Annotated in this window: 22 protein-coding genes; 9 read left to right on the top strand and 13 right to left on the bottom strand. The window is 71.3% G+C overall.

Annotation, left to right across the window (positions count from 1 at the left end; genetic code table 11):
* Positions 1-41: 41 nt before the first annotated feature.
* Positions 42-1,679 (bottom strand): TM0106 family RecB-like putative nuclease, encoded by a 1,638-nt coding sequence (locus tag DFJ66_RS23515; RefSeq protein ID WP_121223823.1) that lies wholly within the window; start codon positions 1,677-1,679, stop codon positions 42-44.
* A gap of 126 nt (positions 1,680-1,805) precedes the next feature.
* On the opposite strand from DFJ66_RS23515, the gene DFJ66_RS23520 reads away from it, so the two are divergent.
* Positions 1,806-2,240: a DUF6474 family protein gene (locus DFJ66_RS23520; RefSeq protein WP_121231626.1), complete on the top strand. Its 435-nt coding sequence runs from the start codon at positions 1,806-1,808 to the stop codon at positions 2,238-2,240.
* Positions 2,241-2,243: 3 nt separating this feature from the next.
* On the opposite strand, the gene DFJ66_RS23525 is transcribed toward DFJ66_RS23520, so the two are convergent.
* From DFJ66_RS23525 to DFJ66_RS23540, 4 genes are all read right to left on the bottom strand, one after another.
* The gene (locus tag DFJ66_RS23525) at positions 2,244-3,185 is read right to left on the bottom strand and encodes a hypothetical protein (protein WP_121223825.1); all 942 of its coding nucleotides are present in this window, start codon (positions 3,183-3,185) and stop codon (positions 2,244-2,246) included.
* Positions 3,182-3,475 carry a hypothetical protein gene (locus DFJ66_RS23530; protein ID WP_121223827.1) on the bottom strand — a complete coding sequence of 98 codons (294 nt, stop codon included), beginning with the start codon at positions 3,473-3,475 and terminating at the stop codon, positions 3,182-3,184. The genes DFJ66_RS23525 and DFJ66_RS23530 overlap by 4 nt, the downstream gene beginning before the upstream one ends.
* 513 nt (positions 3,476-3,988) lie before the next feature.
* The gene (locus DFJ66_RS23535; protein ID WP_147459342.1) at positions 3,989-4,735 is read right to left on the bottom strand and encodes a Crp/Fnr family transcriptional regulator; all 747 of its coding nucleotides are present in this window, start codon (positions 4,733-4,735) and stop codon (positions 3,989-3,991) included.
* A gap of 579 nt (positions 4,736-5,314) precedes the next feature.
* Positions 5,315-6,955: a BCCT family transporter gene (locus DFJ66_RS23540; RefSeq protein ID WP_121223831.1), complete on the bottom strand. Its 1,641-nt coding sequence runs from the start codon at positions 6,953-6,955 to the stop codon at positions 5,315-5,317.
* A gap of 91 nt (positions 6,956-7,046) precedes the next feature.
* On the opposite strand from DFJ66_RS23540, the gene DFJ66_RS23545 reads away from it, so the two are divergent.
* From DFJ66_RS23545 to DFJ66_RS23560, 4 genes are read left to right on the top strand one after another with little or no spacing between them, the layout of a single operon-like run.
* The gene (locus tag DFJ66_RS23545) at positions 7,047-7,568 is read left to right on the top strand and encodes a hypothetical protein (RefSeq protein WP_121223833.1); all 522 of its coding nucleotides are present in this window, start codon (positions 7,047-7,049) and stop codon (positions 7,566-7,568) included.
* 46 nt (positions 7,569-7,614) lie between these two features.
* Positions 7,615-8,367 (top strand): YcnI family copper-binding membrane protein, encoded by a 753-nt coding sequence (locus tag DFJ66_RS23550; RefSeq protein WP_121223835.1) that lies wholly within the window; start codon positions 7,615-7,617, stop codon positions 8,365-8,367.
* Positions 8,364-8,909 carry a copper resistance CopC family protein gene (locus DFJ66_RS23555; RefSeq protein WP_121223837.1) on the top strand — a complete coding sequence of 182 codons (546 nt, stop codon included), beginning with the start codon at positions 8,364-8,366 and terminating at the stop codon, positions 8,907-8,909. Before DFJ66_RS23550 ends, DFJ66_RS23555 begins: the two co-directional genes overlap by 4 nt.
* Positions 8,906-9,928: a copper resistance D family protein gene (locus tag DFJ66_RS23560; protein ID WP_121223840.1), complete on the top strand. Its 1,023-nt coding sequence runs from the start codon at positions 8,906-8,908 to the stop codon at positions 9,926-9,928. Before DFJ66_RS23555 ends, DFJ66_RS23560 begins: the two co-directional genes overlap by 4 nt.
* On the opposite strand, the gene DFJ66_RS23565 is transcribed toward DFJ66_RS23560, so the two are convergent.
* Positions 9,900-12,893: an NACHT domain-containing protein gene (locus DFJ66_RS23565; RefSeq protein ID WP_121223842.1), complete on the bottom strand. Its 2,994-nt coding sequence runs from the start codon at positions 12,891-12,893 to the stop codon at positions 9,900-9,902. The genes DFJ66_RS23560 and DFJ66_RS23565 overlap by 29 nt on opposite strands.
* Positions 12,894-12,951: 58 nt before the next feature.
* Here DFJ66_RS23565 and DFJ66_RS23570 point away from each other — a divergent pair, with 58 nt between their 5' ends.
* The gene (locus DFJ66_RS23570) at positions 12,952-13,740 is read left to right on the top strand and encodes an SDR family oxidoreductase (RefSeq protein ID WP_121223844.1); all 789 of its coding nucleotides are present in this window, start codon (positions 12,952-12,954) and stop codon (positions 13,738-13,740) included.
* 67 nt (positions 13,741-13,807) lie between these two features.
* Here DFJ66_RS23570 and DFJ66_RS23575 read toward each other — a convergent pair whose 3' ends face one another.
* From DFJ66_RS23575 to DFJ66_RS23585, 3 genes are all read right to left on the bottom strand, one after another.
* Complete coding sequence (locus DFJ66_RS23575; RefSeq protein WP_246029878.1) at positions 13,808-14,161, bottom strand: hypothetical protein; 354 nt, start codon at positions 14,159-14,161, stop codon at positions 13,808-13,810.
* A gap of 93 nt (positions 14,162-14,254) precedes the next feature.
* The gene (locus DFJ66_RS23580; RefSeq protein WP_121223846.1) at positions 14,255-15,145 is read right to left on the bottom strand and encodes an aminoglycoside phosphotransferase family protein; all 891 of its coding nucleotides are present in this window, start codon (positions 15,143-15,145) and stop codon (positions 14,255-14,257) included.
* Between the two features lie 15 nt (positions 15,146-15,160).
* Positions 15,161-16,486 (bottom strand): helix-turn-helix domain-containing protein, encoded by a 1,326-nt coding sequence (locus DFJ66_RS23585; RefSeq protein ID WP_246030235.1) that lies wholly within the window; start codon positions 16,484-16,486, stop codon positions 15,161-15,163.
* Positions 16,487-16,762: 276 nt separating this feature from the next.
* Here DFJ66_RS23585 and DFJ66_RS23590 point away from each other — a divergent pair, with 276 nt between their 5' ends.
* The gene (locus DFJ66_RS23590) at positions 16,763-17,083 is read left to right on the top strand and encodes a hypothetical protein (protein ID WP_121223850.1); all 321 of its coding nucleotides are present in this window, start codon (positions 16,763-16,765) and stop codon (positions 17,081-17,083) included.
* A 13-nt stretch (positions 17,084-17,096) separates the two neighbouring features.
* Positions 17,097-17,456, top strand: a complete 360-nt coding sequence (locus DFJ66_RS23595) for a hypothetical protein (protein WP_121223852.1) — start codon at positions 17,097-17,099, stop codon at positions 17,454-17,456.
* Positions 17,457-18,018: 562 nt separating this feature from the next.
* On the opposite strand, the gene DFJ66_RS23600 is transcribed toward DFJ66_RS23595, so the two are convergent.
* The 3 genes from DFJ66_RS23600 to DFJ66_RS23610 are packed head-to-tail and all read right to left on the bottom strand — an operon-like array spanning position 18,019 to position 21,275.
* Positions 18,019-18,810, bottom strand: coding sequence for an SDR family NAD(P)-dependent oxidoreductase (locus tag DFJ66_RS23600; RefSeq protein ID WP_121223854.1), 792 nt, complete (start codon positions 18,808-18,810; stop codon positions 18,019-18,021).
* 9 nt (positions 18,811-18,819) lie between these two features.
* Positions 18,820-19,986, bottom strand: a complete 1,167-nt coding sequence (locus tag DFJ66_RS23605) for an MFS transporter (RefSeq protein WP_121231630.1) — start codon at positions 19,984-19,986, stop codon at positions 18,820-18,822.
* A 50-nt stretch (positions 19,987-20,036) separates the two neighbouring features.
* Positions 20,037-21,275, bottom strand: a complete 1,239-nt coding sequence (locus DFJ66_RS23610) for a GH1 family beta-glucosidase (RefSeq protein ID WP_170199614.1) — start codon at positions 21,273-21,275, stop codon at positions 20,037-20,039.
* 102 nt (positions 21,276-21,377) lie between these two features.
* On the opposite strand from DFJ66_RS23610, the gene DFJ66_RS23615 reads away from it, so the two are divergent.
* Positions 21,378-21,992, top strand: coding sequence for a TetR/AcrR family transcriptional regulator (locus tag DFJ66_RS23615; protein ID WP_121223856.1), 615 nt, complete (start codon positions 21,378-21,380; stop codon positions 21,990-21,992).
* Positions 21,993-22,002: 10 nt separating this feature from the next.
* Here DFJ66_RS23615 and DFJ66_RS23620 read toward each other — a convergent pair whose 3' ends face one another.
* Positions 22,003-23,190: an amino acid deaminase/aldolase gene (locus tag DFJ66_RS23620; protein WP_121223858.1), complete on the bottom strand. Its 1,188-nt coding sequence runs from the start codon at positions 23,188-23,190 to the stop codon at positions 22,003-22,005.
* Between the last annotated feature and the right edge of the window lie 62 nt (positions 23,191-23,252).

The following is a 23,252-nucleotide window of genomic DNA, read 5'->3' on the forward strand; positions in this document are numbered from 1 at the left end:
CCTAAGAACGGCTTTCTCCGCTAAGCGCTTCGTCCGCGGACTCAGAGGTCGCCGGCGAAGGGCAGGTTGTTCATGGCGTCCGACGTCATCCACTCGCGCAGTGCGTGCGTGGCCCGGACGTCGTCCTCGTTGTACTCCAGCAGCCGCCGCCGTTGGGCCGGGTTCGGGGGTGCGCCGTCCATTCCCACCGCGTCCCGGTACCAGCGCATCGAGTTCTCGCCGCCGGCCTCCGGGTCGCGCCACGCGAAGCCGGCCACGGGGGCGATCGTCTTCAGGCCCTTGCCGTGGGCGCACAGGAACTGGTCCTGCACGATGCCGAACAGGTCCACCCACGAGTCGGACGCGATGAACTCCTTGACCTGCCCCACGGTCGGGATCCCCGGCCGGCCCTTGAACCGCTCCGCCGACCCGATCAGCCACCGGTTCTCGGCCAGCTCGTTGTAGCAGTACGCCCGGAACGTCAGCCCCCGCGCGCGGGCGCGCAGGCGGATGCCGGTCAGCCAGCCCCAGAACTCCGCGAACGACCTCGCCTCGTCGTCGCACGGCAGCGGGTCCCAGGTGGCGAAGGCGCGGTAGCCGTGTTCCTCACCCACGTCGGCGCCGGACAGCCAGCAGCCCCACATGTACGCGCCCAGGTCGCCGAAGCTCTCCATGTCGACGTCCACCTCGACGTCGGCGCGCGGCACGTCCATGGACGGCACCCGCCGCACGACGGTGAGGTCCCGCAGCCACGCGCGGGCCAGGATGACGGCGTCCGCGTGCAGCATCCCGACCAGCGGGGTGGCGGGCGGGTCGTGCGGGTCCAGGGCCGCCAGGTCGTCCACTGTGGATACTCCGGCCTTGCGCAGCGCCACGGCGTCCTCGCCGCGCACGACCAGGCTCACGTCCCGCGCCGACCGCAGGTCGACCTCGCACACCGGCCACCACGGGCAGCTGCGGCACTCGACGATCCGCGACGGGCGGGCGAGGGGGGTGGCGCCGTTCAGGGCCGCCGCCGCCACGGCCAGCCGGTCGGAGAAGCGGGAGTCGTACTCGGCCAGCGCGGTCCGCCCGCCGGGCCACGTCGGGGCCTCGAGGTCGTGCCACACCACGACGTCGCCGTCCATGCCGACCACGCCGCCGTACGCCCGACCCTGCACGGCGTACCCGGACGCCTGGAGCTGGCGCTGGGCGTGCGCCAACCGGAGTTGGTCGCGGGGCTGCGGGCGGACCTTGCGCAGCGGGTCGACGCGCGCGCCGCCGGGCAGCGGGTGGGACAGCGGGGACGTGCGGGCGCCCGAGCCGGGGTCGGTGACCTTGTGCCGCACGACGAGCACCGGCACGTACCCGGACGTGTCCTTCACCAGCAGGTCGATGCCGCCGCGCCGGCCGCCGCGCTCGTCGCGGGGCAGGGCCGCGCCCCAGATGTAGGGGATGCCGGCCTCCATCGCGGACGCGGTCACGCGCTCGCGGTCGGCCGTGGGCACGTCGTGCGGGATCTCCATGAGGTCCGAGCCGACGACCCGGCCGAGGGCGGCGGCGACCGCGCGCCGGTGTTCGGTGGCGTCGGCCTTGCGGAGCTGGCCGGTGGGGTCGGGGGCCGCTTTGGGGGCGTCCCGCATCGCTGGATCGTGTTCGAGGTGCACCCGCCGCCGGCAACGAGTGACCACGCCGGCGTCGAGCTGCACCTGGGAAGTCACGACTGAAGCGTATGACGACGCACCGACACTTGTACCGGCAACCTCGCGGACGGCAGTGGATCTTCTGTGCGCAGACCCGCCCCGACCTCTAGTGTTCGGGTGGAGTGTCTGGAGGTGGCGCGCGCGATGGCACGCGAACGGAGCAAGGGCTTGACCCCCGGCCGGGCCAAGAACCTCGTCGGGGTGGCGAAGGTCGTCGCACCGGCGCTGATCCCGGTGGTGGCACCGCTCGCGGCGCGGGCGGCGGCGCTGGTCAGCGACCGCTACGACCACTACCGCGCCCGCCGGCTCGGCGTGCCGGTCGACCAGCTCACGCGGTACTCCGGCCGCGGCGCGCGGCTGCACGCCCGCATCACCGGCTTCGCCGAGGCGCTGGAGCAGGTCGAGGACACCGACCGGCCGTTCGCGGAGGCCGCCCGGACCCGGCTGTCGCAGCTGCTGGCGGCGGTGCGGGCCGCCGAACGCATGCCCGCGCCGCGCCGCAAGGCCGCGCACCGGGCCGTCGGCACGGACCTGGACGCGCTGGAAGCGGAACTGCTCAAGCGCCTCGGCGTGTCCTGAGGGTCACGTCCGCCGGATGGCGTCGACGGTCGCCGACACGCGGCGCTGCTGCCTGATCGAGATCACCGAGGCCAGCAGGAAACCCCCGGTGGCGGCGATCGCGCTGGCCGTGCCGGGTGACGACGCCGGGCGCCCGTCGCCCAGCGTCCCCAGCACGACCCACGCGCACAGCGCGAGTCCCAACAACACCGCCAGCACGATCAGCGCCACCGCGGGCCAGCGGCGTTTGCGTGGTCGCGGGCGTTCCAGGCCCGCTCGCGGGATGCGCGCCGTGTCCTCGTCGGCACCTCCGTCGAGCTCGGGTTCGACGTCGGCGGGGAGGTCTTCGACCGGGGTGAGCGGCGCTTTGGCCCCGCTCCTCCGGTCCGCCGCGCGCAGTTCCCGCCACAGCCGCCACACGCGGTCCGCCTGGTGTTCGTTGAGCCCGGCGGCTTCGCACAGCGCACGCACCTGCTCGCCCTTGGTGGGCAGCACGGTGTTCGCCTCGTCGAGCAGGCGGTAGGCGCTGCTGGTCGGGATCCGCGCCCGCACGGCGAGTTGGTTGCGGTTGAGGCCGGAGTTGGCGGCGATCAGCCGCAACAACGCCGTGAACTCGGGCACGGTGCGGGCCTGCAACGCCGAGTCCGGCGTGGCGTCGACCGGCGGCCGGGGGAGGGCCGGATCGGCGGCCGGGCCGCGGGGCTCGTCGGGTGGCACCCGGTCGGCGCTCCGGGCCACCGCGCGGGCCGCCACCTGGTACAGCTCGAACAAGCGTCGGCGGTCGGCCTTGTCCTGGACGCACGACTGGACGCGGTACGCCGACCACGGCAGCAGGCGCGTCTGGCACACGGCGTCGATCACCTCGACGCTGTGGCGCTGCCCGCGGGACGCGGCCATGTAGCGGCTGTGGAACTCGACGACCGGGGTCAGGTGCGCGGCCGCGTGCTCCCCCCGGCTGCCGTTCACGACGCGCTCCCCGGCTGACCCGTGCCGGTGTCGCCGGCGTCGTTGGACAAGGCGTGCACGGTCGCTCGGCGCAGCGCGTTGAGCGCGGGGCCGGCAGAGGTGAGCAGCAGGACCCCCGCCAAGCCGGCGAGGGCGAGGCCCAGGGCCGGTGCCGGCTCCTGCCCCAACACGATCAACAGGGCGGTGAAGCCGAAGACCAGCAACGTCATCCACACGTGCTGGGTGGTCGGGCCGCGCCGCGCGGGCGGGCGGTCGGGACCGACGGTCGCGACACTGGTGAGCCGGGACATCCCGGTCTCCTTCCTGGGGTGGGTCAGCCGGAGGCGGTGGGGTGGTCCATCCGATGCAGCTCGCAGTTGCCCCTGCGTACTAAGTGCTTCATCTTCTGGACTACCGCCATCGTCGCACCCGCATTCGATCGCCGGCAAATCAACCGGCGCGTGTCGCGCACGACCGCAGGGCCCAAGTCGCTTCCCACGGTTTCCCACGACTTCGGGGTCGCCGAACCGGTCTCCGGACGCTTGCGGCGCGACAGCCACGCAAGAAACACAAAAGACGAGGTCATCGACTTTCCCAGACTTCCCGCGACTTCCCGTACGCGCCGATCGCCGGGACGGAACCCAGCGGATTGGGTAATCTGGCCGACGCCGACAAGCGGTACTCGGTGGCGACACCGGTACCGCGCCCTGGGCGTCGCTGATGGGTCAGCCGGAGCACGGGGATGGTGGCTGCTCTTGCCCGAGCGACCACCCGGCCGTCCGGTTCTCGTCGTACGCGCGCGTGCACGACGAGAACCGGACACCTCACACCTGGTCGCCGCTTTCGTCGCCGACCGGACCCGGCTCCTCGTCGCGAAGAGCCAGTGACGACAACCGTTGTTTCACGTACAGAGTCCGGTAACCGGTGGAAACCTTGCCCTCTTTGTGCAGCTTCTTCAGCGCCTTGTGCACCGAGGGCTGCGATGCGCCGATCGCCGCGGCGAGGTCCAGCTGGGTGAGCCCGAGGTCGAACAACACCCAGCCCTCGGAAGTCCGCGCGCAGGACTGCCCCTGCTGGTCGAGGAACGCCACCAGCCGGCTCTCCACGTCGAGCGGCGCGTAGGCCAGCGAGCGGTCGCGCAGCTGCACGTCCTGGGCGAGCCCGGCGGACATGGCGAGGGCGACCGCCGGGTTCGAGCGGACCAGCGTGAGGAACGTCGTGCGCGGCACCACCTTCAGCGTCGCGCCCTTCGCCACCGTGTACGACAGGTGGGCGGGCCGGCCGAGCAGGGCGTCCGCGACTCCGAGCACGTCACCCCTGGTGTGGATGGCCAGCAGCATGGGCGCGCTGTCCGGTTGCGCCGACCGCAGGGCTTTCACCACACCGCCGGTCACCAGGAACACCGGCGCCTGCGCGGCACCCTGTTCCACCAGCGTGGTGCCGCTGTCCGCCGAGACCTCACGGCCCAGCGCCGCCAGTTCGGTGACGAGCGGCGTCGGGTCCGCCACGCTGGTCGCGTCCCGCTGGCGCGGCAGCACGGTTCGCGGAGGGACCGCGGAGGCGTCCCTCATCGCGCCTCCCTGGCGCATCCGGACATTGAATTGTTCCCTTCCGCATATGCCGAGTTCAGGGTCCGCGCTGAGCGGAGTGCGCCCTGGTAGTCGGGCACTGCTCCGCGCGGTGCGAAAGACTCTAAGTGTTCGGAGAGCGGGCAGGAAGACGTCAATGGTCGGTTGCGAAAACGGGGTCGAGTCCAGTCGATCCGCTCTCGGTGATCGTCACCGACCGTCACCCCTACCGGGGTTCGACTTGCGATCATGGCAGTTTCGTGATTAGTGCGCAAACTCTCCGCAAATCGCGGGGAACACGTAATCCTGAGTTATCCCGTACGCGCATATCGTGAAGGCTGCACCCAGGCGCGTTGCCGTTCCTCATGCCGAGTTCGGGGGCCGTCGCAGCAAGAACGGGGAGGGATCCGGGGGTGGTAGCCCGGATCCCTCCCCGCCTGCCGACCGGGCCGGGCGGATCGTTGTTAGCGCTAAATATGTGCGTATCGTGACAAAACCGACCCGAAGTGATGTGGAGCACACATTACAGGGATGACTTGGCTCGGAATTGCGCTGTTATACGCGAGAACGCTCCCACGGTGGTCAGCGGCGCCCGGTGACGAGCCGTTCGACCGTTCGCCACGCCGTCTCCTCCGGCCCGAGGGGCTCCTCGGGCTCCTCCCGCGCGAACAGCGGGTCGGTGCGCAGGTCCCGTGCCAGGGACACGCAGAGCCCGACCATCACCGCCGTGAACGGCACCGCCGCGATGATCGTCAGGTTCTGCAGGCCGGTCAACGCGTTCGAGCCGCCGACCAGGAGCATCACCGCGGCCATCGCGCCGGTCAGCACGCCCCAGAACACGACGACGCCCTTGGTCGGCGCGATGGACCCGCGCTGCGACAGCGTGCCCATGACCACCGACGCCGCGTCCGCGCCGGAGACGAAGAAGATCGCCACCAGCACCACGACCACGACCGCGGCGACCGCCGCCAACGGGTAGTGCTCCAGGAGCGCGAACAGCCGGCCCTCCGGGGTGGCCGCGCCCGCCAGGTCGACGCCCTCGCGCTGCAGGAACACCGCCGTGCCGCCGAACACGCAGAACCACAGCAGGCTGACCAGGCTCGGCACGCCGATCACGCCCGCCACGAACTGCCGGACGGTCCGGCCTCGGCTGATCCGCGCGATGAACATGCCGACGAACGGCGTCCACGAGATCCACCACGCCCAGTAGAAGATCGTCCAGCCGCTCAACCACGTCGCGGTCGCGTCGCCGCCGGACGCGGCGGTGCGGCCCGCCATGTCGGCCAGGTCGCCGAAGTAGCCGCCGATCGCGGCCGGCACCAGGTTGAGCACGAACACCGTCGGCCCGACCACGAACACGAACACCGCCAGCACGACGGCCAGCACCATGTTCGTGTTGGACAGCCACTGGATGCCGCGCGCCACGCCGGACACCGCGGACGCGACGAACGCCACCGTCAGCAGGGCGATCACGCACACCAGCACGGCGTTGCCGACCCCGCCGACGCCCGCCGCCTGGAGGCCGCTGCCGATCTGCAGGGCGCCGAGGCCGAGGGAGGCGGCGGAGCCGAACAGGGTGGCGAAGACGGCGAGCACGTCGATCGCGCGGCCGGCCGGACCGCTCGCGCGGCGGGTGCCCAGCAGCGGTGCGAACGCGGCGCTGACCAGTTGGCTCCGGCCCCGCCGGAAGCTGCTGTACGCGATGGCCAGGCCGACGACCGCGTAGATCGCCCACGGGTGGACGGTCCAGTGGAAGAGCGTGGTGGACATCGCGGTGCGCAACGCCTCGTCGGACCTGGCGGGCACGGTGCCCGGTGGCGGGTTCACGAAGTGGGAGAGCGGTTCGGTGACGCCGTAGAACATCAGGCCGATGCCCATGCCCGCGCTGAACATCATCGCGACCCAGGACACCGTGCGGAACTCGGGTTCCTCGCCGTCGCGGCCCAGCGGCACGCGGCCGTACCGGCTGACCGCGAGCCACAGCGCGAAACCCACGAAACCCGAGGCCACCAGCACGAACGCCCACCCGAGGTGGCCGATGACCCGGTCCAGGACGGTCTTCGACACACCCGCGAGCGAGTCGGTGCCGAACACGCCCCAGGCGACGAACCCGAGCGCGACCGCGGCCGCGACCCCGAACACCGCGGGGTCGGTGCGGCCGGGCAGATCGGCGCGGGGTTCGCCGGGCAGCGGCTGGTCGATGGAGTGTTGTGCGGTTTTCACCGGCCGCCTGTTCCCCCGTGTGGAGCATTCCAAACCTGCGGTTAACGCCGGCGACTCACACGTTGGTGGAGCGGTCTCCTACGCTCTGTGCATGACCCGACGTCCGGCGCCGACCCGCTTCGCGCGGGCCGTGTTGCTCGCCGTGACGTCGGCGGCACTCAGCGTCGCCGCGCACGGTGCTGCGGGCGGCGAGGTCACCGAGTTCGCGCCCGCCCTGCCGCTCACCGTGCTCATCGCGCTGGCGAGCACGGCGGTGCGCGGGCGCGGGCCGTGGACCCTCCTCCCGACCCTCGGTTTCGCCCAGGTGGCGCAGCACACGCTGCTCAACCTCGGCCACCACGAGGACGTCGGCGCCGGGCTGGGCTTCGGCCCGGTCGCGATGACGACGGCCCACGTCGTCGCGGCGCTGCTGACCGGGCTGCTGCTGGTCCGGGCGGACGCGGTGCTGGACGCCCTGGTGTGGGCGGTGTCGCGGCTCCTCCCGGTGCTGTGGTCGTTCGCGCCCGTCGCCGTGCCGGCGACACCCGTCCGGGTGGCCCCCGTCCCGGACGTGTGGATGTCCGTGCTGCTCAGACGCGTGCACGGCCGCCGCGGTCCCCCGCTCTGCTCCTGATCCCCGGAACCCACACATCCCTTCTGGCATCAGGAGCCACATCTTCATGTCGACAAATCGCTTTGGCGTGCGCACGTACGCCAAGGGCGGCGCCGTGCTGGCCGCCGCCGCCTTCGCCCTCGTGAGCACCGCCGGCCTCGCGTCCGCGCACGTCACCGCCTCGACCCCGAAGGACGCCGTCCAGGGCGGCTACACCAAGGTCACCCTGCGCGTGCCCAACGAGCGGCCGAACAACGGCACCGTCAAGCTCGAACTGACCCTGCCCGCCGAGTACCCGCTGGCCTCGGTCAGCACCAAGCCCACGCCGGGCTGGAAGGTCGAGGCGGTCAAGGCCAAGCTGGACACGCCGATCAAGAGCCACGGCCGCGAGGTCACCGAGGCCGTCCGCACCGTCGTGTGGACCGCCGACCCGGGCGTGCGCATCGAGCCGGGGCAGTTCAACGAGTTCGACCTGTCCATCGGGCCGCTGCCGGACAACACCGACAAGCTGGTCCTGCCCACCAAGCAGACCTACGACAACGGCGAGGTCGTGGACTGGAGCGCGCCCCCGCCCGCCGAGGGCGCCGCGGAGCCGGAGAAGCCCGCGCCCGTGCTCAACCTGGTGAAGAAGTCCGGCGGCGACGCGCACGGCAGCGCCGTCACCGCGTCCGCGCAGGAACCGCAGGCGGCAGCGCAGTCCTCGGACAAGACCGCCCGCTGGCTGGGCGGCGCGGGGTTGGCCGTCGGCGCCCTCGGCCTGGGCATCGGCATCGGCGCCGTCCTGCGGTCCCGCCGTGCGACGGGTACTCCGTCGGCATGAGGCGCACGCTCTCCCTGCTGCTGGCCGGCCTGCTCGCGGGCGGCCTGGCGCTGACCACGTCCGGCACCGCCTCCGCGCACAACGTGCTGGTCAGCAGCAACCCGAAGGACGGCGAGGCCCTGGCGGCCGGACCGGCGGAGATCACCCTGACCTTCGACCAGCCGGTCCAGGCGGGTGAGAAGTTCAACACCATCACGGTCATCGGCCCGGACGAGTCCCACTGGGAAGCCGCGGACGAGCCGACCGTGAAGAACAACTCGGTGGTCTTCAAGGTCCGCCCGCTCGGCCCGGCGGCCGAGTACAAGGTGGGCTACCGGGTCCTGTCCGCCGACGGCCACCCCGTCACCGGCTCGCTGAAGTTCACCCTCACCGCCGCGGGCAACGGCACTCCGGCGCCCACGACCACCGCGGCCAGCTCTTCGCCGGTCTCGGACGGTGGTGACGGCGGCGTGCCGATCTGGGTGTGGATCGCCGGCGCCGTGGTGCTGCTGGGCGGCGGCGTGTACTTCGCGCTGCGCGGCGGGACGGGCGCCAAGAGGTGACCGTGGACCGGACCACCACCCGGACCTCCCGGCACTGGGTCGTCGTCGGCCTGCTCGCGGGCGGGTGCGTCGGCGTGCTCCTGGGCCTGGGACTGTCGACCACGCCCGAAGCGGTGGGCGTGGCCGAACCCGGGGCGGTGGTCCGGTTCGCCCACCCGCTGGTCAGGACCTTGCTGGACTTGGCCGCCACGGTCGTCGTGGGCCTGTCGCTGCTGCCCAAGCTGCTGGGTTTCACCCGACCGGCGGCGACCGAGCCCGTGCTGCGCGTGGCCCGACCGGCGGCGGTGGTCGCGGCGGCCGTGTGGGCGTTCACCGCGCTGCTGTCGATCGTGATCAGGGCGTACGAGACGCGGCCGGACGTCCCGGTGACCATGAGCTCGGTCGTGGACTACGTGCAGCGGGTCGGCGCGGGGCAGGGGCTGCTGTTCAGTGCGGTGTGCGCGCTGACGTACGTCGTGGTCGGGGTGATGGCGGTGCGGCGCGGCGAGTCCGTGCCGGCGGAGCTGCGCATCCTGATCTCCATGTTCGGCCTGCTGCCGCTACCGGTGACCGGGCACGCGTCGAACTGGAAGTACCACGACTACTCCATGATCTCGATGGAGCTGCACGTCCTGGGCGCGGCGGCGTGGACGGGTGGCTTGGCGGCGCTGGTCGTGCTCGTGTCCCATCGGCGGGGGTTGCTGGCGGACGCGCTGCCGAAGTTCTCCAAGCTGGCCACGGTGAGCTTGGCGCTGGTCTCGGTCACGGGCTTGTTCAACGGCTTGCTGGAGCTCTTCCTGAACCCCGTGGTAGCTCTGCCCGGCTCGCTCTTCACCACCTCGTACGGCTTGGTGCTGCTGGCGAAAATCGTCTGCGCGGCCCTGCTGGCATTGCTGGGCGCCAACATCCGCTGGCGCTTGCTGCCCCACATCGCGCGGCACAAGGCAACGGCCATCGTCGGCTGGGCCACGATCGAGGTGACGATCATGGGCATCGCCTTCGGCCTGGCCGTCATCCTGTCTCGCGCCCCCGTCGCGTAACGATCTCGGCCGGTATCCGATCAAGTCCGCGATACTCGACCTCAGCGTCGATGGCCAGGTTTTCCAGCTCGAGTTCAGCCAGCGGGCCGAGGTCATAGTCGAACTGGACGTCGTTGTCGATCCAAAGTCTTTTCAGCCCTCGGATCGCCACCAGGGGTTCGATGCTGTCGAATGCCGAGTGCTGGATGATCAGACTCCTCAACGGCACCTCGATCAGGTCGGCGAGGTCCACGCTGGCCATATCACCGATGTTCCAGTCTGTCGCGACTCCGAACACCCTCGCCGCCTGGGACAGCGATCGGGATACGCAGCTGAAAAGCGTCACTTTGCGAATCCCGTGCAGGACGTCGATCCCGGACAGTCGAGAATCGTCGAAACCGCTGATGAACAGGTCGTCCAGGTCTGGCAACGTCGACAGCACGGACAGGTCGACATCAGCTTGATAGAGGCCGAACAGGTTCATACCCCTCAGGCCCTCGCGACCCGCAAGAGGGGCCAGGTCAACTTTCCTGTGCCGACGGAGGGAAAGGCCCAGACCGCCGAATCTTCCGATGTGAAGGACCTGGGGCAGGAATTGCGGCGACGGGACTTCCAAGTAGCTGTTGCCTAGATCATGGGCGAGCACGGTTTTCGCATACTGTTCCGGGTCGAAGAACTTCCACTGCAAGATGACCGCTCTCCGCACCTCCGACCGCTCGTCCTTCACGTAGGACGCGAGGAGTGGCATCGCTTCGGCGGCACCTGCGAGCACGGCGGCTTCCACCGTGGCAGCCGCCGCCATTTCGGGGAACTGTCCCAGATCGGCCGGCAAGTAGCGCAGGAGGCGCGGACCGATCGACGCCAGTGACCGCGCCTCGCTGGACTTCCTCGGCGGGATCAGCCTGTCGCGCACGACCGCGTCGATCCGGTCCCGTACCGCGGGGTCCACATCCCGCACGGTTTCCAGGCTCGCCGCCGCGATCAACCGGAGTCGGCGCGCCCGCTTCGGCTTCCGATCAGCCTCGTCCAGGACGCCGGTCAGCAGTTGCTCGGCCTGTTTCGCCGTCGCGTGGCCGCACGCCATCACGACGGTCTCCCACCACGTGTCGAGGTGGGCGTGGGCGATCAGCGTGTCGATGTGGTGCTGTTGCACGGCCTCCTCGGCTGCGAGGTACTCCAGGAACGTCCGGTGGACGAAGTCGACCCGGCCCGGCACGGGCTGCCGCAGCACACCACTGCGCTCCAGCAAGTGCGTGAAGATCGCCTCCGGCTCGACCTCCACGTCCGGCATCGCGGGCAGTTTGCGCGAGAGGTGCCCGAGAGCCTCCTCGGTCGACAGCTCCACCTTGTTGCCCAAGGTCAACCGCCATGCCAAGTCCCGCAACAACACCCGCTTCCCGGTGTCGGTCAGCAGGGTCTCGATGCCGCGTTCCGCGTCGCGCAGGTGCAGCAGCATCGCGAGGGCCTTGGCGTACAACTCCATGCGGTTGCGCGGGAGTTCCGACCGGTGCGACAGGTTCAGCGCGCACAACATCGCGCACAACAACGGACTGGCGGCGAGCTGCCGCAGGTGCGGCCGTTCCAGTTGGGCCCGCAGCCGGCGTTCCGCCGCCGTCACCTCGGCGCCGGTCAGTTCCGCCGCGCGGTGCCACCGCTCCACGAAGTCGAGGATGTTCACCGGGCTCATCGGCTCCAACGTGACCGTGCGGAACCCCTCGCCGGCCAGCCACTTCGCATCCGCGGCGGCCGTCCTCGACGTCACCACCACACGGGTGCCCGGGTACGCGTCCAGCAGGTCGCGCAGCCACGCCTTCACCGCGCGCCGGCGACCGGCGGGCACCTCGTCCACGCCGTCCACCAGCAGCAACCCGCGACCGGCCTGGAGCACGCGGTGGGTCCACGCCTCCGGTGCCAGGTCGGCGACCACCGGTGTGGACAGGCCGACGAACTGCTCGGGCCGCGGGAGGTCCCCCTCGGCGAACATCCGCAGCAGCACGACGAACGGGACGGTGTCGTTCCACCCCGTCAGCGCGCCGGTCAGCGCCCGCCGTGCCGCCTGGACCGCCAGCCAGTGGAGCAGGGTCGTCTTGCCCGAACCGGCGTCGCCCCGCAGCAACACCCGGTGCTCGTCGCCGATGGCGGCCTCGACCGACAACCCCTCCGTCGCGGCGGGCTCCCACAAGTCCGGCCGAGTGCGCGATGCGGTCCGGCGACGCCGTGTGTGGCCGTCCGACGCGCTCAAGCTCAGGTAGGCCACGGTCAGCGCGAGCGTCGGCTGGTCGTCGCCGGGCAGTCCGAGCAGTTCCAGGCGGTCGAAGGTCGTGGCGAGGCGGGACAGGTACTCGACGCGGAACTCCTCGTCGCGGTCGACGCCGCGCGGCGCGTAGAGGCTCGTCGTCGGTGTCCGGGACAGCAGTTCGTCCAGTGCTTCGGCCTGCGCGGTCAGGCGGGTCAGGACTTCGCCCAGTGCCGCGGACGGGAAGGTCGGCAGGTAGCGGACGACCTGCACCAGGTGCCGGCACGCCTGGTCCAGGGCCAGTTCGTGGAGCTGGGCCGCTCGTTCGGACAGCAGCGCCGATCGTTGGGGGAACTGGCGGCGGATCTGCTTGGCCAGCACCTCCGGATCCGCATCGTTCGCCAACAGTGCCCGGTCGGACAGGTCGACGTCCTCCAGCACGTACACGACGGCCAGGATCGCGGCTTCGGCCTCGTGGTCCGGCACGTCGGAGAACCGTTGCTCCAGCACCGGGGCCAACTGCTCGGCCACCTGGTGCCCGATGCGCTCGACCAGGTTCTCCAGCTTGCGCCGCTGCACCAAGCCCTTCAGCTCGGCCTGCGCCAGCTCGGCCAGGCTCGCGCTCCGCTCGTACGTCGCCTTCCGCCGTTGCAGCCAGTACTTGGCGGCGTGCGTGGCGATCGTGCTCCCGAGCTTCAGCGCCTCGCGTTCCAGGACGATGACGCCCCCCTCCTCCGGCCGGATGCACAAAACAACTTAGGCGCAGCGCCACCGGAAACTGTCGTACCCCGGTGGTCTACTCGACCGCATGGACGAGATCTTGGTGTTGGGAGCGACGGGCACGACCGGCAAGCGGGTCGTGCGGGAACTGGAAGCGCGGGGGCTGGTCGTGCGGGCCGCGTCACGACGTGGTCGGGTGCGGTTCGACTGGGGGGAGCGGGATACCTGGGTGCCTGCGGTGGCCGGGGTGTCGGCGGTCTACCTGATGGCGCCGCACGAGCTGCCGATCGACCCCGAGTTCGTGCACGAGGCGGTGGCGCGCGGGGTGCGGCGGGTGGTGTTGCTGTCCAGTCGGGGTATCGAGGAGATGGGTGACGACCGGCTGCTCGGTGCCGAGGCGACCGTGCGGGCGTGCGGTGCGGAGTGGACCGTGGTGCGGGCCGACTGGTTCGACCAGAACTTCGACGAGGGGTTCTTCCGGCCCGCCATCGAGGCCGGCTCGCTGGCGGTGCCGGTCGGGGACGTTCGGCAGGGGTTCGTCGACGCGGACGACATCGCGGCCGTGGCGGCGGTGGCGTTGACCGAGGACGGGCACGCGGGGCGCACCTACGAGGTGACCGGGCCGCGGGCGTTGAGCTTCGCGGAGGCGTTGGGGCTGATCGGTGCGGCGTCCGGGCGGTCGGTGCGGTTCGGCGGCACGGCCGACGAGTACCGGGCGCAGCAGGACGCCATGGGCATGCCGCAGGAGCAGACAGAGGCCGAGATCGAAGCGTTCGCGCAGCTCAAGGACACCGAGCCCACCGAGGCGGTGCCCGAGGTGACCGGGCGGGCGGCCATCGACTTCGCCGACTACGCGACCAGGGCGTGGGCCACATGACCGCCGGAACCGCCACGCGGCTCGTCGGTGAGTGGACCGTTCGGTGCGGTGAGCTGCACCGAACGGGCTAGTCGGCGATGAGCCGGGCCTCGGGGTCCTCGCGGAGCTTGCTCAGCGTCGCCATGGCGGCGTGGCCCCTGCGGTCCAGCTCACGGGCGTCGATCCAGCCGTGGGCGTAGTAGCGGTAGTCCTGGGCGAGTTTCACCAGCTCGGCGAGGTAGTCGGCCGACCTGCGGCGGCGCTCTTCGTCGAAGGACGCCAAGAGCGGCAACTGCGTGTCCACGACCTCGTCGAGCATCCGCGCGGCCTCCAAGGCGCGCTTGCCCTTCCACCGCCGCGCGCCGCCCACGGCACCCGACCGCGCCTTGGCGCCCAGTCGTGCCTTGGCGCCGAGCCGTGCACCCACCAGCCGTTCGATCACGCGCACCTCACCGCACGTCCCGCATCCCCGTCGCTGCGTGATTCGGAAAAACCGGCCCGAGCGTTACCGGTTCGTTCCCCCACGCCCCCGCGATCAGCGGTAAGGGGTCCACGGGGTGGTGGTGTCGCCCGCGCGCAGGGCCGCCAGCCGGCGGCGCAGCTCCTCTCGCACGTCGGGGTGGCTGCGCAGGATCGGCAGGACGCTCGTGGTCAGCTTGAGCTCCCGCACGTCCCGCAACACCCCGAAACCACTCCACCGGGTGACGTCGAACCGGTACTCCCGGGCCAGCTGCCGGTACCAGCGGTCCGGGTGGCCGAACCGCGCCACCCCCACCGGGAGGGTGCTCAGGTCCCACTCGCGCGGCCCCACGCTGGTCGAGTCGAAGTCGCACAGCACCGGCCCGTCCGGGCTGGGGATCAGGTTGCCCAGGTGCGCGTCCCCGTGGACGACGCCCTCCGGCAGCACGGTCGCCAACCCGGCGAGCCGGTCCTCCAGCAGCGCGACCCGCTCCTCCAGGAACGACCGGTCCGGCGCGGACAGCTCCTCGGCGTCCGCGATGCGCTTGCGCACGTCGTCCAGCGGCGACCAGCGGGGCAGCGGGAAGTCCGGCGGCGGCAGCGCGTGCACGCGGCGCAGCAACCTGCCCAGGTCACGGCCGTCGACCGGCGGCCCGTCGGAACGCACGGTGTGCCAGACGGTCGCGAGGTGCTCGCCCACGGCCAGCGGCTGCGGGAACTGCTCGACCAGCCGCACCGCGGGCACGTCGTGCGCCTGCAGCCACCGCGCGACCCGCACGACCTTCTCCGCCCGGTGCCGCAACGCCATCGACCCGACGATCCGGACCACGACCCGGTCGGCGGGGAGGTCGAACACCGCGTTGGAGGTGAACTTCAGCAGCCGCGCCGAGTGGTGCGTCAACCCGAGCTGGGCGCACAGCCGCTCCAGCACTCCGGTGAGCGCGGCCGGGGTGAACCTGCCGTCCAGGCGAGACTCCCGGGGTCAGGCCGCGCTGTCGTTGCCGGTGAACTTGGCCAGGCGGTCGGCCAGTTCGCGCGCGTCGGCGTTGTTGCTGCGCTTCTCCGCTTCCAGCTGGAGCGGGCGCATGCGGTCCTTGGTGCGCACCGACTTCAGGCCCTCGGACAGGTCGATCGCCTGCCGCCCGATCTTGGCCCCGTGGTCGATGTCGCCTTCCAGCAGGTGGTTGATCGACAGGGACGTGAGGTTGAACGAGCGGCTGCGGCTCATGTCGTCGCCGTAACCGCTGATGGCCTTCGTCAGCGCCGGAATCGCGGTGCGGGTGTACTTGCGGGCGTCCACGGTCTGCGCCAGCTCGGTGTGCACCGTGCCGATCATGGCGGACAGGTCGTTGGCGTCGAAGAACTTCGCCCACGCGGGCGCCTCGTTCAGGTTGGCGCGGGCGAACTCGTCGCGCGCCCGGCCCAGCAGCTTCAGCGCCTGGTCGTCGGAGCCCATCTTCGCGTAGGCCCACGCCTCGTTGGCGCACAGGATGCCCACCGCGAGCTCCGAACCGGAGTTCTGGGCGGCCAACTGGCCGAGCTGGAACACCTTCAACGCGTCGTCCGGCGCGTCCTGGTGCAGGTAGACGCGGCCCATCCGGTACAGGATGTTCGCGACCAGCTCTTCCTTGCGGCCCTGCTTGGCCAGCCCGAGGGCCTGGCCGAAGTGGTTGCGCGCCGAGTCGTACAGGCCCGTGTCGAACGACGTCCAGCCGGCCAGGTTGTGCAGGTCGGCGAGGGCGACGTAGAGCCGCTCCTTCACCAGGTCCGTGGCGTTGGCGCCGAGCATCTGCTGCCCCCAGGACAGCTGCGCGACCACGGCGTCGCGGCACGAGCCGCCGCCGTACTGGTAGTCCAGCGTGCGGAGCGCCCGAGTGGCCGCTTCCACCTGTCGGACGTCGGTCATGCCGATCCGGCCGGGAGCCGGCGTCTGCGCGGGCGACGAGGCCCAAGACCCGGAGTCCGTACCGAACACGGCCGCGCCGACGGTGATGGCGGCGGCGTGCGCGAGGAACTTCCTTCGCTTCACCGACTCGTCCTCCTCAGACTGGGGTGCCTCCGCGGTCGCGGCCACCCGCACTGCCGTGGCCTCGTCGTAGGCGAGGCCCATGTATCCCCTGGGGACACCCAGGCCCTGGGCGATCCTCGCCAGGACGTCGTAGGCCATGACCTGGCGTCCCTTGAGGATCTCCGAGACCTCGGACTGCGACTGGCCCGTGAGCGCCGCGATCTGGCGCTGGGACACGCCGTGCCTGCGCAGCAGCCGGTAGACCGAGCTGATCTCCCGCCTGGCCAGCGCGTCCCGCATCTCCTGCTGGTCCCACACGTCGGGTGTAACAGGAGAGCCTTGCGAACCGATGGTGTTCAATTGCGCCCCCTCACAGTCCTCCGGGCGTCAACGGCAGAGTAGGGGCACTCCCCCAACCGCAGGAAGTGCTGATCGGCGAGGCTGATCGGCCCTGCCGAACTCCGTTGACCGCTTACCGTGGAACGGCCACCGGCTAGCGCTGTGACGTCCCGATCCGGGTTGAATCATCGCAATCTGAGTCTCGGTAAGCGAGCGAACACGGAGAGGGAACCGGCAGTGGACCTGATCGAGCGGGCGGTGACCACCACGGGTGGGTCGGCAGCGCGCGCCGTCGCCACGGCCCCCACTCCTACTTCCCCGACTGTCCGCGAGTCGACCGACCTCGACTCCGGATGGCGCGGCTCGACCGGGCAACGCCGCTGGTGGCGGATTCGCTGCAGTGACGTGGTGGACCGGGAGCGCTGCCTCACCGTGCTGGTCGACCAGGGCCGCGTGGTCCTGGTCGGTCCGCCGGGTGAGACCGCGGTGCTGTCGGCCGACCAGCTCGTACAGCTCAGGGCTGCGCTACGCGAGGCCGCCGAGCAGGCGGAAAGGTGACGGTGACGTTTCGGTGGACGAGATCCTCGGACAAGTTCTTCGCAACGCGGTGTGGGAGAGGTTGGACCTGCTCACCGAGCTGGCCAACGAGGCCGACGCCCCGTCCCTCCTGTCGGTGGCCCGGTCCGAGCTCCCTCGGCTGACCGAGGGGTGGCGGGCGCTGCTCGCCGCGCACGAACCGGACGAGAAGGGCAACTGCCCCGAGTGCTCCGGACGGTGGCGGCAGCAGAAGAGCCCTTGCTCGGTGTGGCGCGCCGCGTACGAACACCTGGTCGCGGGCGGCCTCGCCCCGCGCCCGGCTCGACACCTGCGCTCGGCCCCGGTGACCCCTCCTGTCACCCGGACCAGACGCGCGGTGCTCCGAGCCCACTAACGGGCGGCCCCGACCTGTCGTTCCCCCGACGCGACAAGGTCGAGCACCCGCCTACTGGCCGGCGGTCCGGGACGTGCGAACCCCCGACCGCGACGAACGGACCGCCGGCCGGCTACAACTCCACACAGACATCCGCGGGCCGGTGCTGTGCACCTTCCCTCCCCGACCGGCACTGGTCCGCGGGCACCACGTCGGCCTCCGTTGCCCGCCCCTCCCGCGCGGGCAACGGAGGCCGTTTCCACACCCAAGCCGGATTTGTCGTACCCCGCCGGCACACTGAGCCCCAGGGGGCGCTCACCCGGGAATGTCGTACCCCCGTGGGACAATGGAGACGGGGGCCGGAGGCCACGCCCGAGCGCACCGGCCGGAGGCCACGCCCGAGGGCGCGGGGCCGGTGGCCACACCCGACGAACAGGCGCCTCCACCCGACAACCCTCCACCCACGTACCAACTTCGCGCCGCACGCGCCAAGCCGCGCCGCGCCAAGCTCGCCGCACGCCCCAACCCCGCGCCAAGGCCACCGCCCGCACTCGCCGAAGCGCCAAGGCCCGCCCGGAACCGATCAGCGGTGGGTGCCGGTGCGCCAGGTCAGGTACGACACCACGCCCGGCAGCACCCGGTTGGTCAGGTCGAAAGCCTTGAGCTGCCAAGGGAACACGACCTCGTCGCGCCCGCGCTCCACCGCCCGCGCGATCTCCTCCGCCACCCGCTCCGGCGTGACCGTCGGGATCAGCCGCGCGACGAGCGGGATCCGTTCCTCCGCCCCCGGGTTGTTGCGGAAGTACGCACTGCTCACCTTGCCCGGCACGACCTCGCTCACCCCGACCCCCGTCCCGCGCAGGTCCTGGCGCAGCGCCGCGGTGAGACCGCGCAGCGCGTACCGGGACGCCGCGTACCCGGTGGCGCCCGGGATCGGCATCCGGGACACCGGCGAGTTCACGTTCACGACCCGGCCCGCGCCGCGCGACCGCATCGCGGGCAGGAAGCTCCTGGTCACGTGCAGTGCCGCCGAGAACGGCAGTGCGGTCATGGCGTCGAGCTCCGCAGCCGGGGTGTCGTCGAGGAACAGCCACCGCCCGGCACCCGCGTTATTCACCAGCACGTCCGGCGCCCCGAACTCGCCCAGCACCCGCTCGGCCAGCGTGCCGATCGCGTCGACGTCCGTCAGGTCCGCGGGCACCGCGACCGCACGGCCGCCGAACCCCTGGACCCGCTGGACGACGGATTCGAGCGCTTCGGCGCTGCGGGCCACCAGCACGACAACCGAACCGCGCCTCGCCAGCGTCAACGCGGTCGCCGCGCCGATGCCCTGCGACGCCCCGGTCACGACGGCGATCCGTCCTGTCAACCGCACCCGATCTCCTCACTCCACCGCACGAACGCGGCTCACCAGCACCGCCGCGCACAACGTTGCCAGCGCGGACACCGCGAACAGCCCCCGGTACCCGCCAAGCCCGGCCAACACGAACGTCGTCAACAGCGGCGCGACCACCTGCGGCAACGAGTTCGCGATGTTCACCACGCCCAAGTCCTTCGCCCGGTCGGACGCGGCCGGCAGCACCTGGGTCAGCAGCGCCAGCGCCACCGCCCAGTACCCGCCGAACCCGACCCCGAGCAGCGGCGCGGCCACCAGGGCGGCGGTCCACGTCGGCCACACCACCAGCAGCAGGGCCGCGAGCGCCATCACGAACGCGGACCCGTACACCCAGGGTTTGCGCTGCCCGCTGCGGTCCGACCACACGCCGACGGCGAACGCGCCGAGCGCCAGGGCCACGCCGTACAACAGCATCAGCACCAGCAGCCCGTCCTCCGGCGACGGGTGCCGCACGACGTCGCCCAGGAAGTACAGCAGGTACAGCGTGCCGAACGCGTTCCCCAGGTTGATCATGAAGTGCGCGCCCCACGCCCACGCGAAGTCCGGGTGCCGGCGCGGCGACACCCACAGCTCGCGCCACCGCAGTTCGGGCCGCACGACGATCCGCGCGTCCGGCGTCAGCACCACGAACAGCAAGGCCCCCACCACGACCACGACCGCGCAAGCCAGGTACCCGGCGACCAACCCGGACACGACGACGGTCACCAGGACCGCCCCCAGCACGGTGCCGAGCATCTGGCTGGTCCCGACCAGCCCGCCGACCTTCGCCCGCTGCCGCACCGGCACCCGGTCCGGCACGGCGGAGGTCAGCGCGGCCAGCATCCCGTTCAACCCGGCCTGCACCAGGCACCAGCCGAGGACCACCACGCCCACCGACGACGCCGACGCCAGCACCACGAGCCCGAGCGCACCCACGAGCGCACCGCCCAGCGTCCACGGGTGCCGCCGCCCGAACCGGGACGTGGTGCGGTCCGACGACAGCCCGATGAGCGGGTTCGCAACCAGCGCGACCGCCGCGCCCACCCCGGTGACCAGCCCGAACACCGCCTCCTTGGACGTGTCCGCGAGCAGTTCGGCCTGTTGGGGCAGCAGCACCTGGATGGGTGCGTAGATCCCGAGCCACAGCCCGAGGTTGGCCAGGAACAGCCACCCCATCCACGACCGGCGGACCGGCGTGACCGGCTCGGCCCACGGGTCGACCGCGGTCACCGGCGGATCCGATCGCGGTACCAGGCGAAGGACGAGCGGGGCGTCCGCTCTTGCGTCTCGTAGTCCACGTGCACCAGGCCGAACCGCTGCGAGTAGCCCGAGTCCCACTCGAAGTTGTCCATCAAGGACCACACGAAGTACCCGCGCACACCGGCGTCCAGCGCGGCCTCGATGTGCCCGTCGAGGTAGGCGATCCGGGCCCTGTCCTCGATGTCCTCGCCGTAGCTGCACCCGCTTTCGGTGATGTAGACCGGCGGCAGGTTCGGGTGGCGTTCCCGCAGCGCCGTCACCATTTCGGACAGTCCCTGCGGCACGACCGGCCAGTCGAACGCCGTCTTGGGGTACTCGTCGATGTCCACCAGCTCGAACGGCAGCGGGTTGCCCTCGCTCGGGCTGCGCAGCCGGGTCGGGTTGTAGTAGTTGACGCCGTAGAAGTCGAGCGGCTGAGCGGTGATCGCCAGGTCGCCGTCCTGGATCGGCAGGCGGTCGGCCAGCTCGGCCGGGTAGGTGCCGGCGAGCAGCGGATCGGTGAACAGCCAGTTGTGCAGCGCGGAGTAGGCGTGCGCCGCTGCGACGTCGTCGGGCGTCGCGGGCCACGCGGGGGTGTGGTTGTTCGCCGTGCCTACGGCTTTCGCGCCGGCGGACCGGAGAGCCTGCACGGCCAGCCCGTGCGCGAGGTTGAGGTGGTGGGCGACCGGGAGCGCGTCGAACAGCAGGACCCGGCCGGGCGCGTGCTGGCCGATGGCGTGCCCCAGGAGGGTGAGGATCGCGGGTTCGTTGATCGGGATCCACATCGCGACCCGGTCGGCCAGGCGCTCGCCGACGGCCGCCGCGTACTCGGCGAACCGGGACGCGGTGTCGCGGGCGAGCCAGCCGCCGGCGTCCTCGACGGACTTCGGGGTGTCCCAGTGGTAGAGCGTGGCGACGGGGGCGATCCCGTTGTCCAGCAACAGGTCCACCAGCCGGTCGTAGAAGCTCAGGTCGGCCAGGCGGGGCCAGGCGACGGAGAACCGGTAGGCGCCGACGCCGAGGTCGCGCATCAGGGCGACGTCCTCGCGGTACCGGTGGTAGTGGTCGCACGCGACGGCGGCGGTCTGGCCCTCGTGCGCCGGGAAGTCGTCCCACACGGACGGCACGCGGCCGTCGTCGTGGAACGCCCCTTCGATCTGGAACGCGGACGTGGAGACACCCCAGAGGAAGTCGTCGGGCAAGGTCACGCGAGCCTCCCGGAACATGAAAGTGATTCGGATCGTAGGCGTGTTGACCGCCAACGGGAAGTACTGGCGTCCCGGACCGGGCACTATGGAGACCCGCAACCCGACGGAGCAGGAGTCGCCGTGACGAGTACGACCCCGTTGCGCCGCCAGCCGGTGCAACAGCGCAGTGCCAAGCGCGTCGAGCGGATGCTCGAGGCCTGTGCCTCGCTCATCGAGGAGGTCGGCTACGACGGGGTGACAACGACGCTCATCGCCGAGCGCGCCGGGGTCGCGGTCGGGTCGCTCTACCAGTTCTTCCCCGACAAGCGGGCCGTCGTGCAGGCGCTGACCCTGCGCAACCTGGAGAAGTTCATCAGCACGGTGGACGGCCGGTTCACCTCCCAGACGCTCGACCACTGGTGGGACGCCGTGGACACCATCTTCGACGTCTACGTGTCGATGCACCGCGAGGTTCCCGCGTTCAGCAAACTGCACTTCGGCGACGTGGTCGACATGCGGCTGCTGGACGACCGGCGGGACAACAACACGGTCATCTCCGACCGCATCGCCGCGATGATCTCGACCAAGTTCGACATCCCGCTGGAGGAGCTGCAGCTACCGATCTCGATCGCCGTGCAGGCGGCGGACGGCGTGCTGAACCTGGCGTTCCGCACCGACCCGGCCGGTGACCAGGCGATCCTCGACGAGGCGAAGGCGCTCGTGCGGGGGTATTTGTCGACAAGGCTCCCCGACTGAGGCCTCAGCTTCAGCCGAAGGACTTGCCCTCGCCGCGGTAGGTGGGCGCGGTGTGCACGACGGTGTCGCCCTGCACGACGTGGTAGTGGGTGAACCGCTCGGCCAGCTCGCCGGCCTTGGCGTGCCGGAACCACACCCGGTCACCCAGCGCCAGCGCGTTCGCGGCCCGGCCGACGACCGGCGTCTGCACCTCGCCCGCGCCTTCCAGCGGGGTGAGCTTGAGGCCGACCGGCAGGTGCGGAGAGGGCAGGCGGTCGGGCGTGGCGGTGCCGGACGCCAGGTAACCGCCGGCGAACACGGTCGCGACACCGCGGCCGGGGCGTCGCACGACCGGCAGCGCGAACAGCGCGGCGGGCCGGGGGCGGAACGCGCGGTAGGCGTCGAACAGGGTGGGGCCGATCAGCCCGGACCCGGCGGCCAGCTCGGTCACCGACGGGTCGGCGCCGGTGATCTCCAGGCTGCCGGTGCCGCCGCCGTTGACGAACTCGAGGTCCGCGACCCGCCTGATGGCCGCCACGGCCTCGACCCGCCGCTCGACCAGTTCCTTGGCGGACTTCCCCTGCATCCACCGGACGGCGGCGGCGCGCAGGGGTCGACCGAGCGGGGAGTCACCCAATCCAGCGATCTGACCTTCGTAGGCCATCACTCCGACGAGGGAAAACCCGGGCCTGCGGGTGATCTTCGCGGCCAGGTCGGCGGCGTCGCGCGCGGAGTGCACGGGTGAGCGCCGGGGGCCGACGTGCAGACCGGGGAGGGGCCGCCAGGAGACGTCGAGCTCCAGGCAGACGCGGATGGGCGGGTGGCCCGTGCCCAGGGCGGCGTCGACCAGGTCGAGGTGGGCGGGCGAGTCGACCATGATCGTCACCCGTTCGCGCGCCTTCTCGTCGGCGGCCAGCGCGCGCAGGGCGCCGTGGTCGACGGTCGGGTAGGCGACGAGGAGGTCCTCGGAGAGGTCGTGCTCGGACAGCCACAGCGCCTCGGCGAGCGAGTAGCACATCACGCCGGCGTATCCCGGGCGGGCGAGGACTCGTTCCAGCAACCAGCGGACCCGCACGGACTTGCTCGCCACCCGCACCGGCTTGCCGCCGGCCCGGCGGACCAGGTCCGTCGCGTTGTGGTCGAACGCGTCCAGGTCGACGATCGCGAAGGGCGCGTCGAGCGCTTTGGTCGCGGTGTCGAGGCGGCTGCGGGGCTGCATGCGCTCACCGTACTTGAAAGGTGAAAGCTTTTCACCTACGGTGCGTGGAACAGGTCACACCG

Source organism: Saccharothrix variisporea (assembly GCF_003634995.1).
Lineage (GTDB): Bacteria > Actinomycetota > Actinomycetes > Mycobacteriales > Pseudonocardiaceae > Actinosynnema > Actinosynnema variisporeum.

What these genes read in the sequence shown, in the direction of transcription:
- DFJ66_RS23530 (WP_121223827.1), bottom strand. Translation starts at nt 3,475, where the DNA reads ATGTCCCGGCTCACCAGTGTCGCGACCGTCGGTCCCGACCGCCCGCCC.
- DFJ66_RS23545 (WP_121223833.1), top strand. Translation starts at nt 7,047, where the DNA reads ATGACCCGACGTCCGGCGCCGACCCGCTTCGCGCGGGCCGTGTTGCTC.
- DFJ66_RS23585 (WP_246030235.1), bottom strand. Translation starts at nt 16,486, where the DNA reads ATGCGGGACGCGCTGGCCAGGCGGGAGATCAGCTCGGTCTACCGGCTG.
- DFJ66_RS23535 (WP_147459342.1), bottom strand. Translation starts at nt 4,735, where the DNA reads ATGAGGGACGCCTCCGCGGTCCCTCCGCGAACCGTGCTGCCGCGCCAG.
- DFJ66_RS23610 (WP_170199614.1), bottom strand. Translation starts at nt 21,275, where the DNA reads ATGTTCCGGGAGGCTCGCGTGACCTTGCCCGACGACTTCCTCTGGGGT.
- DFJ66_RS23520 (WP_121231626.1), top strand. Translation starts at nt 1,806, where the DNA reads ATGGCACGCGAACGGAGCAAGGGCTTGACCCCCGGCCGGGCCAAGAAC.
- DFJ66_RS23555 (WP_121223837.1), top strand. Translation starts at nt 8,364, where the DNA reads ATGAGGCGCACGCTCTCCCTGCTGCTGGCCGGCCTGCTCGCGGGCGGC.
- DFJ66_RS23605 (WP_121231630.1), bottom strand. Translation starts at nt 19,986, where the DNA reads ATGGGGTGGCTGTTCCTGGCCAACCTCGGGCTGTGGCTCGGGATCTAC.
- DFJ66_RS23620 (WP_121223858.1), bottom strand. Translation starts at nt 23,190, where the DNA reads ATGCAGCCCCGCAGCCGCCTCGACACCGCGACCAAAGCGCTCGACGCG.
- DFJ66_RS23570 (WP_121223844.1), top strand. Translation starts at nt 12,952, where the DNA reads ATGGACGAGATCTTGGTGTTGGGAGCGACGGGCACGACCGGCAAGCGG.
- DFJ66_RS23550 (WP_121223835.1), top strand. Translation starts at nt 7,615, where the DNA reads ATGTCGACAAATCGCTTTGGCGTGCGCACGTACGCCAAGGGCGGCGCC.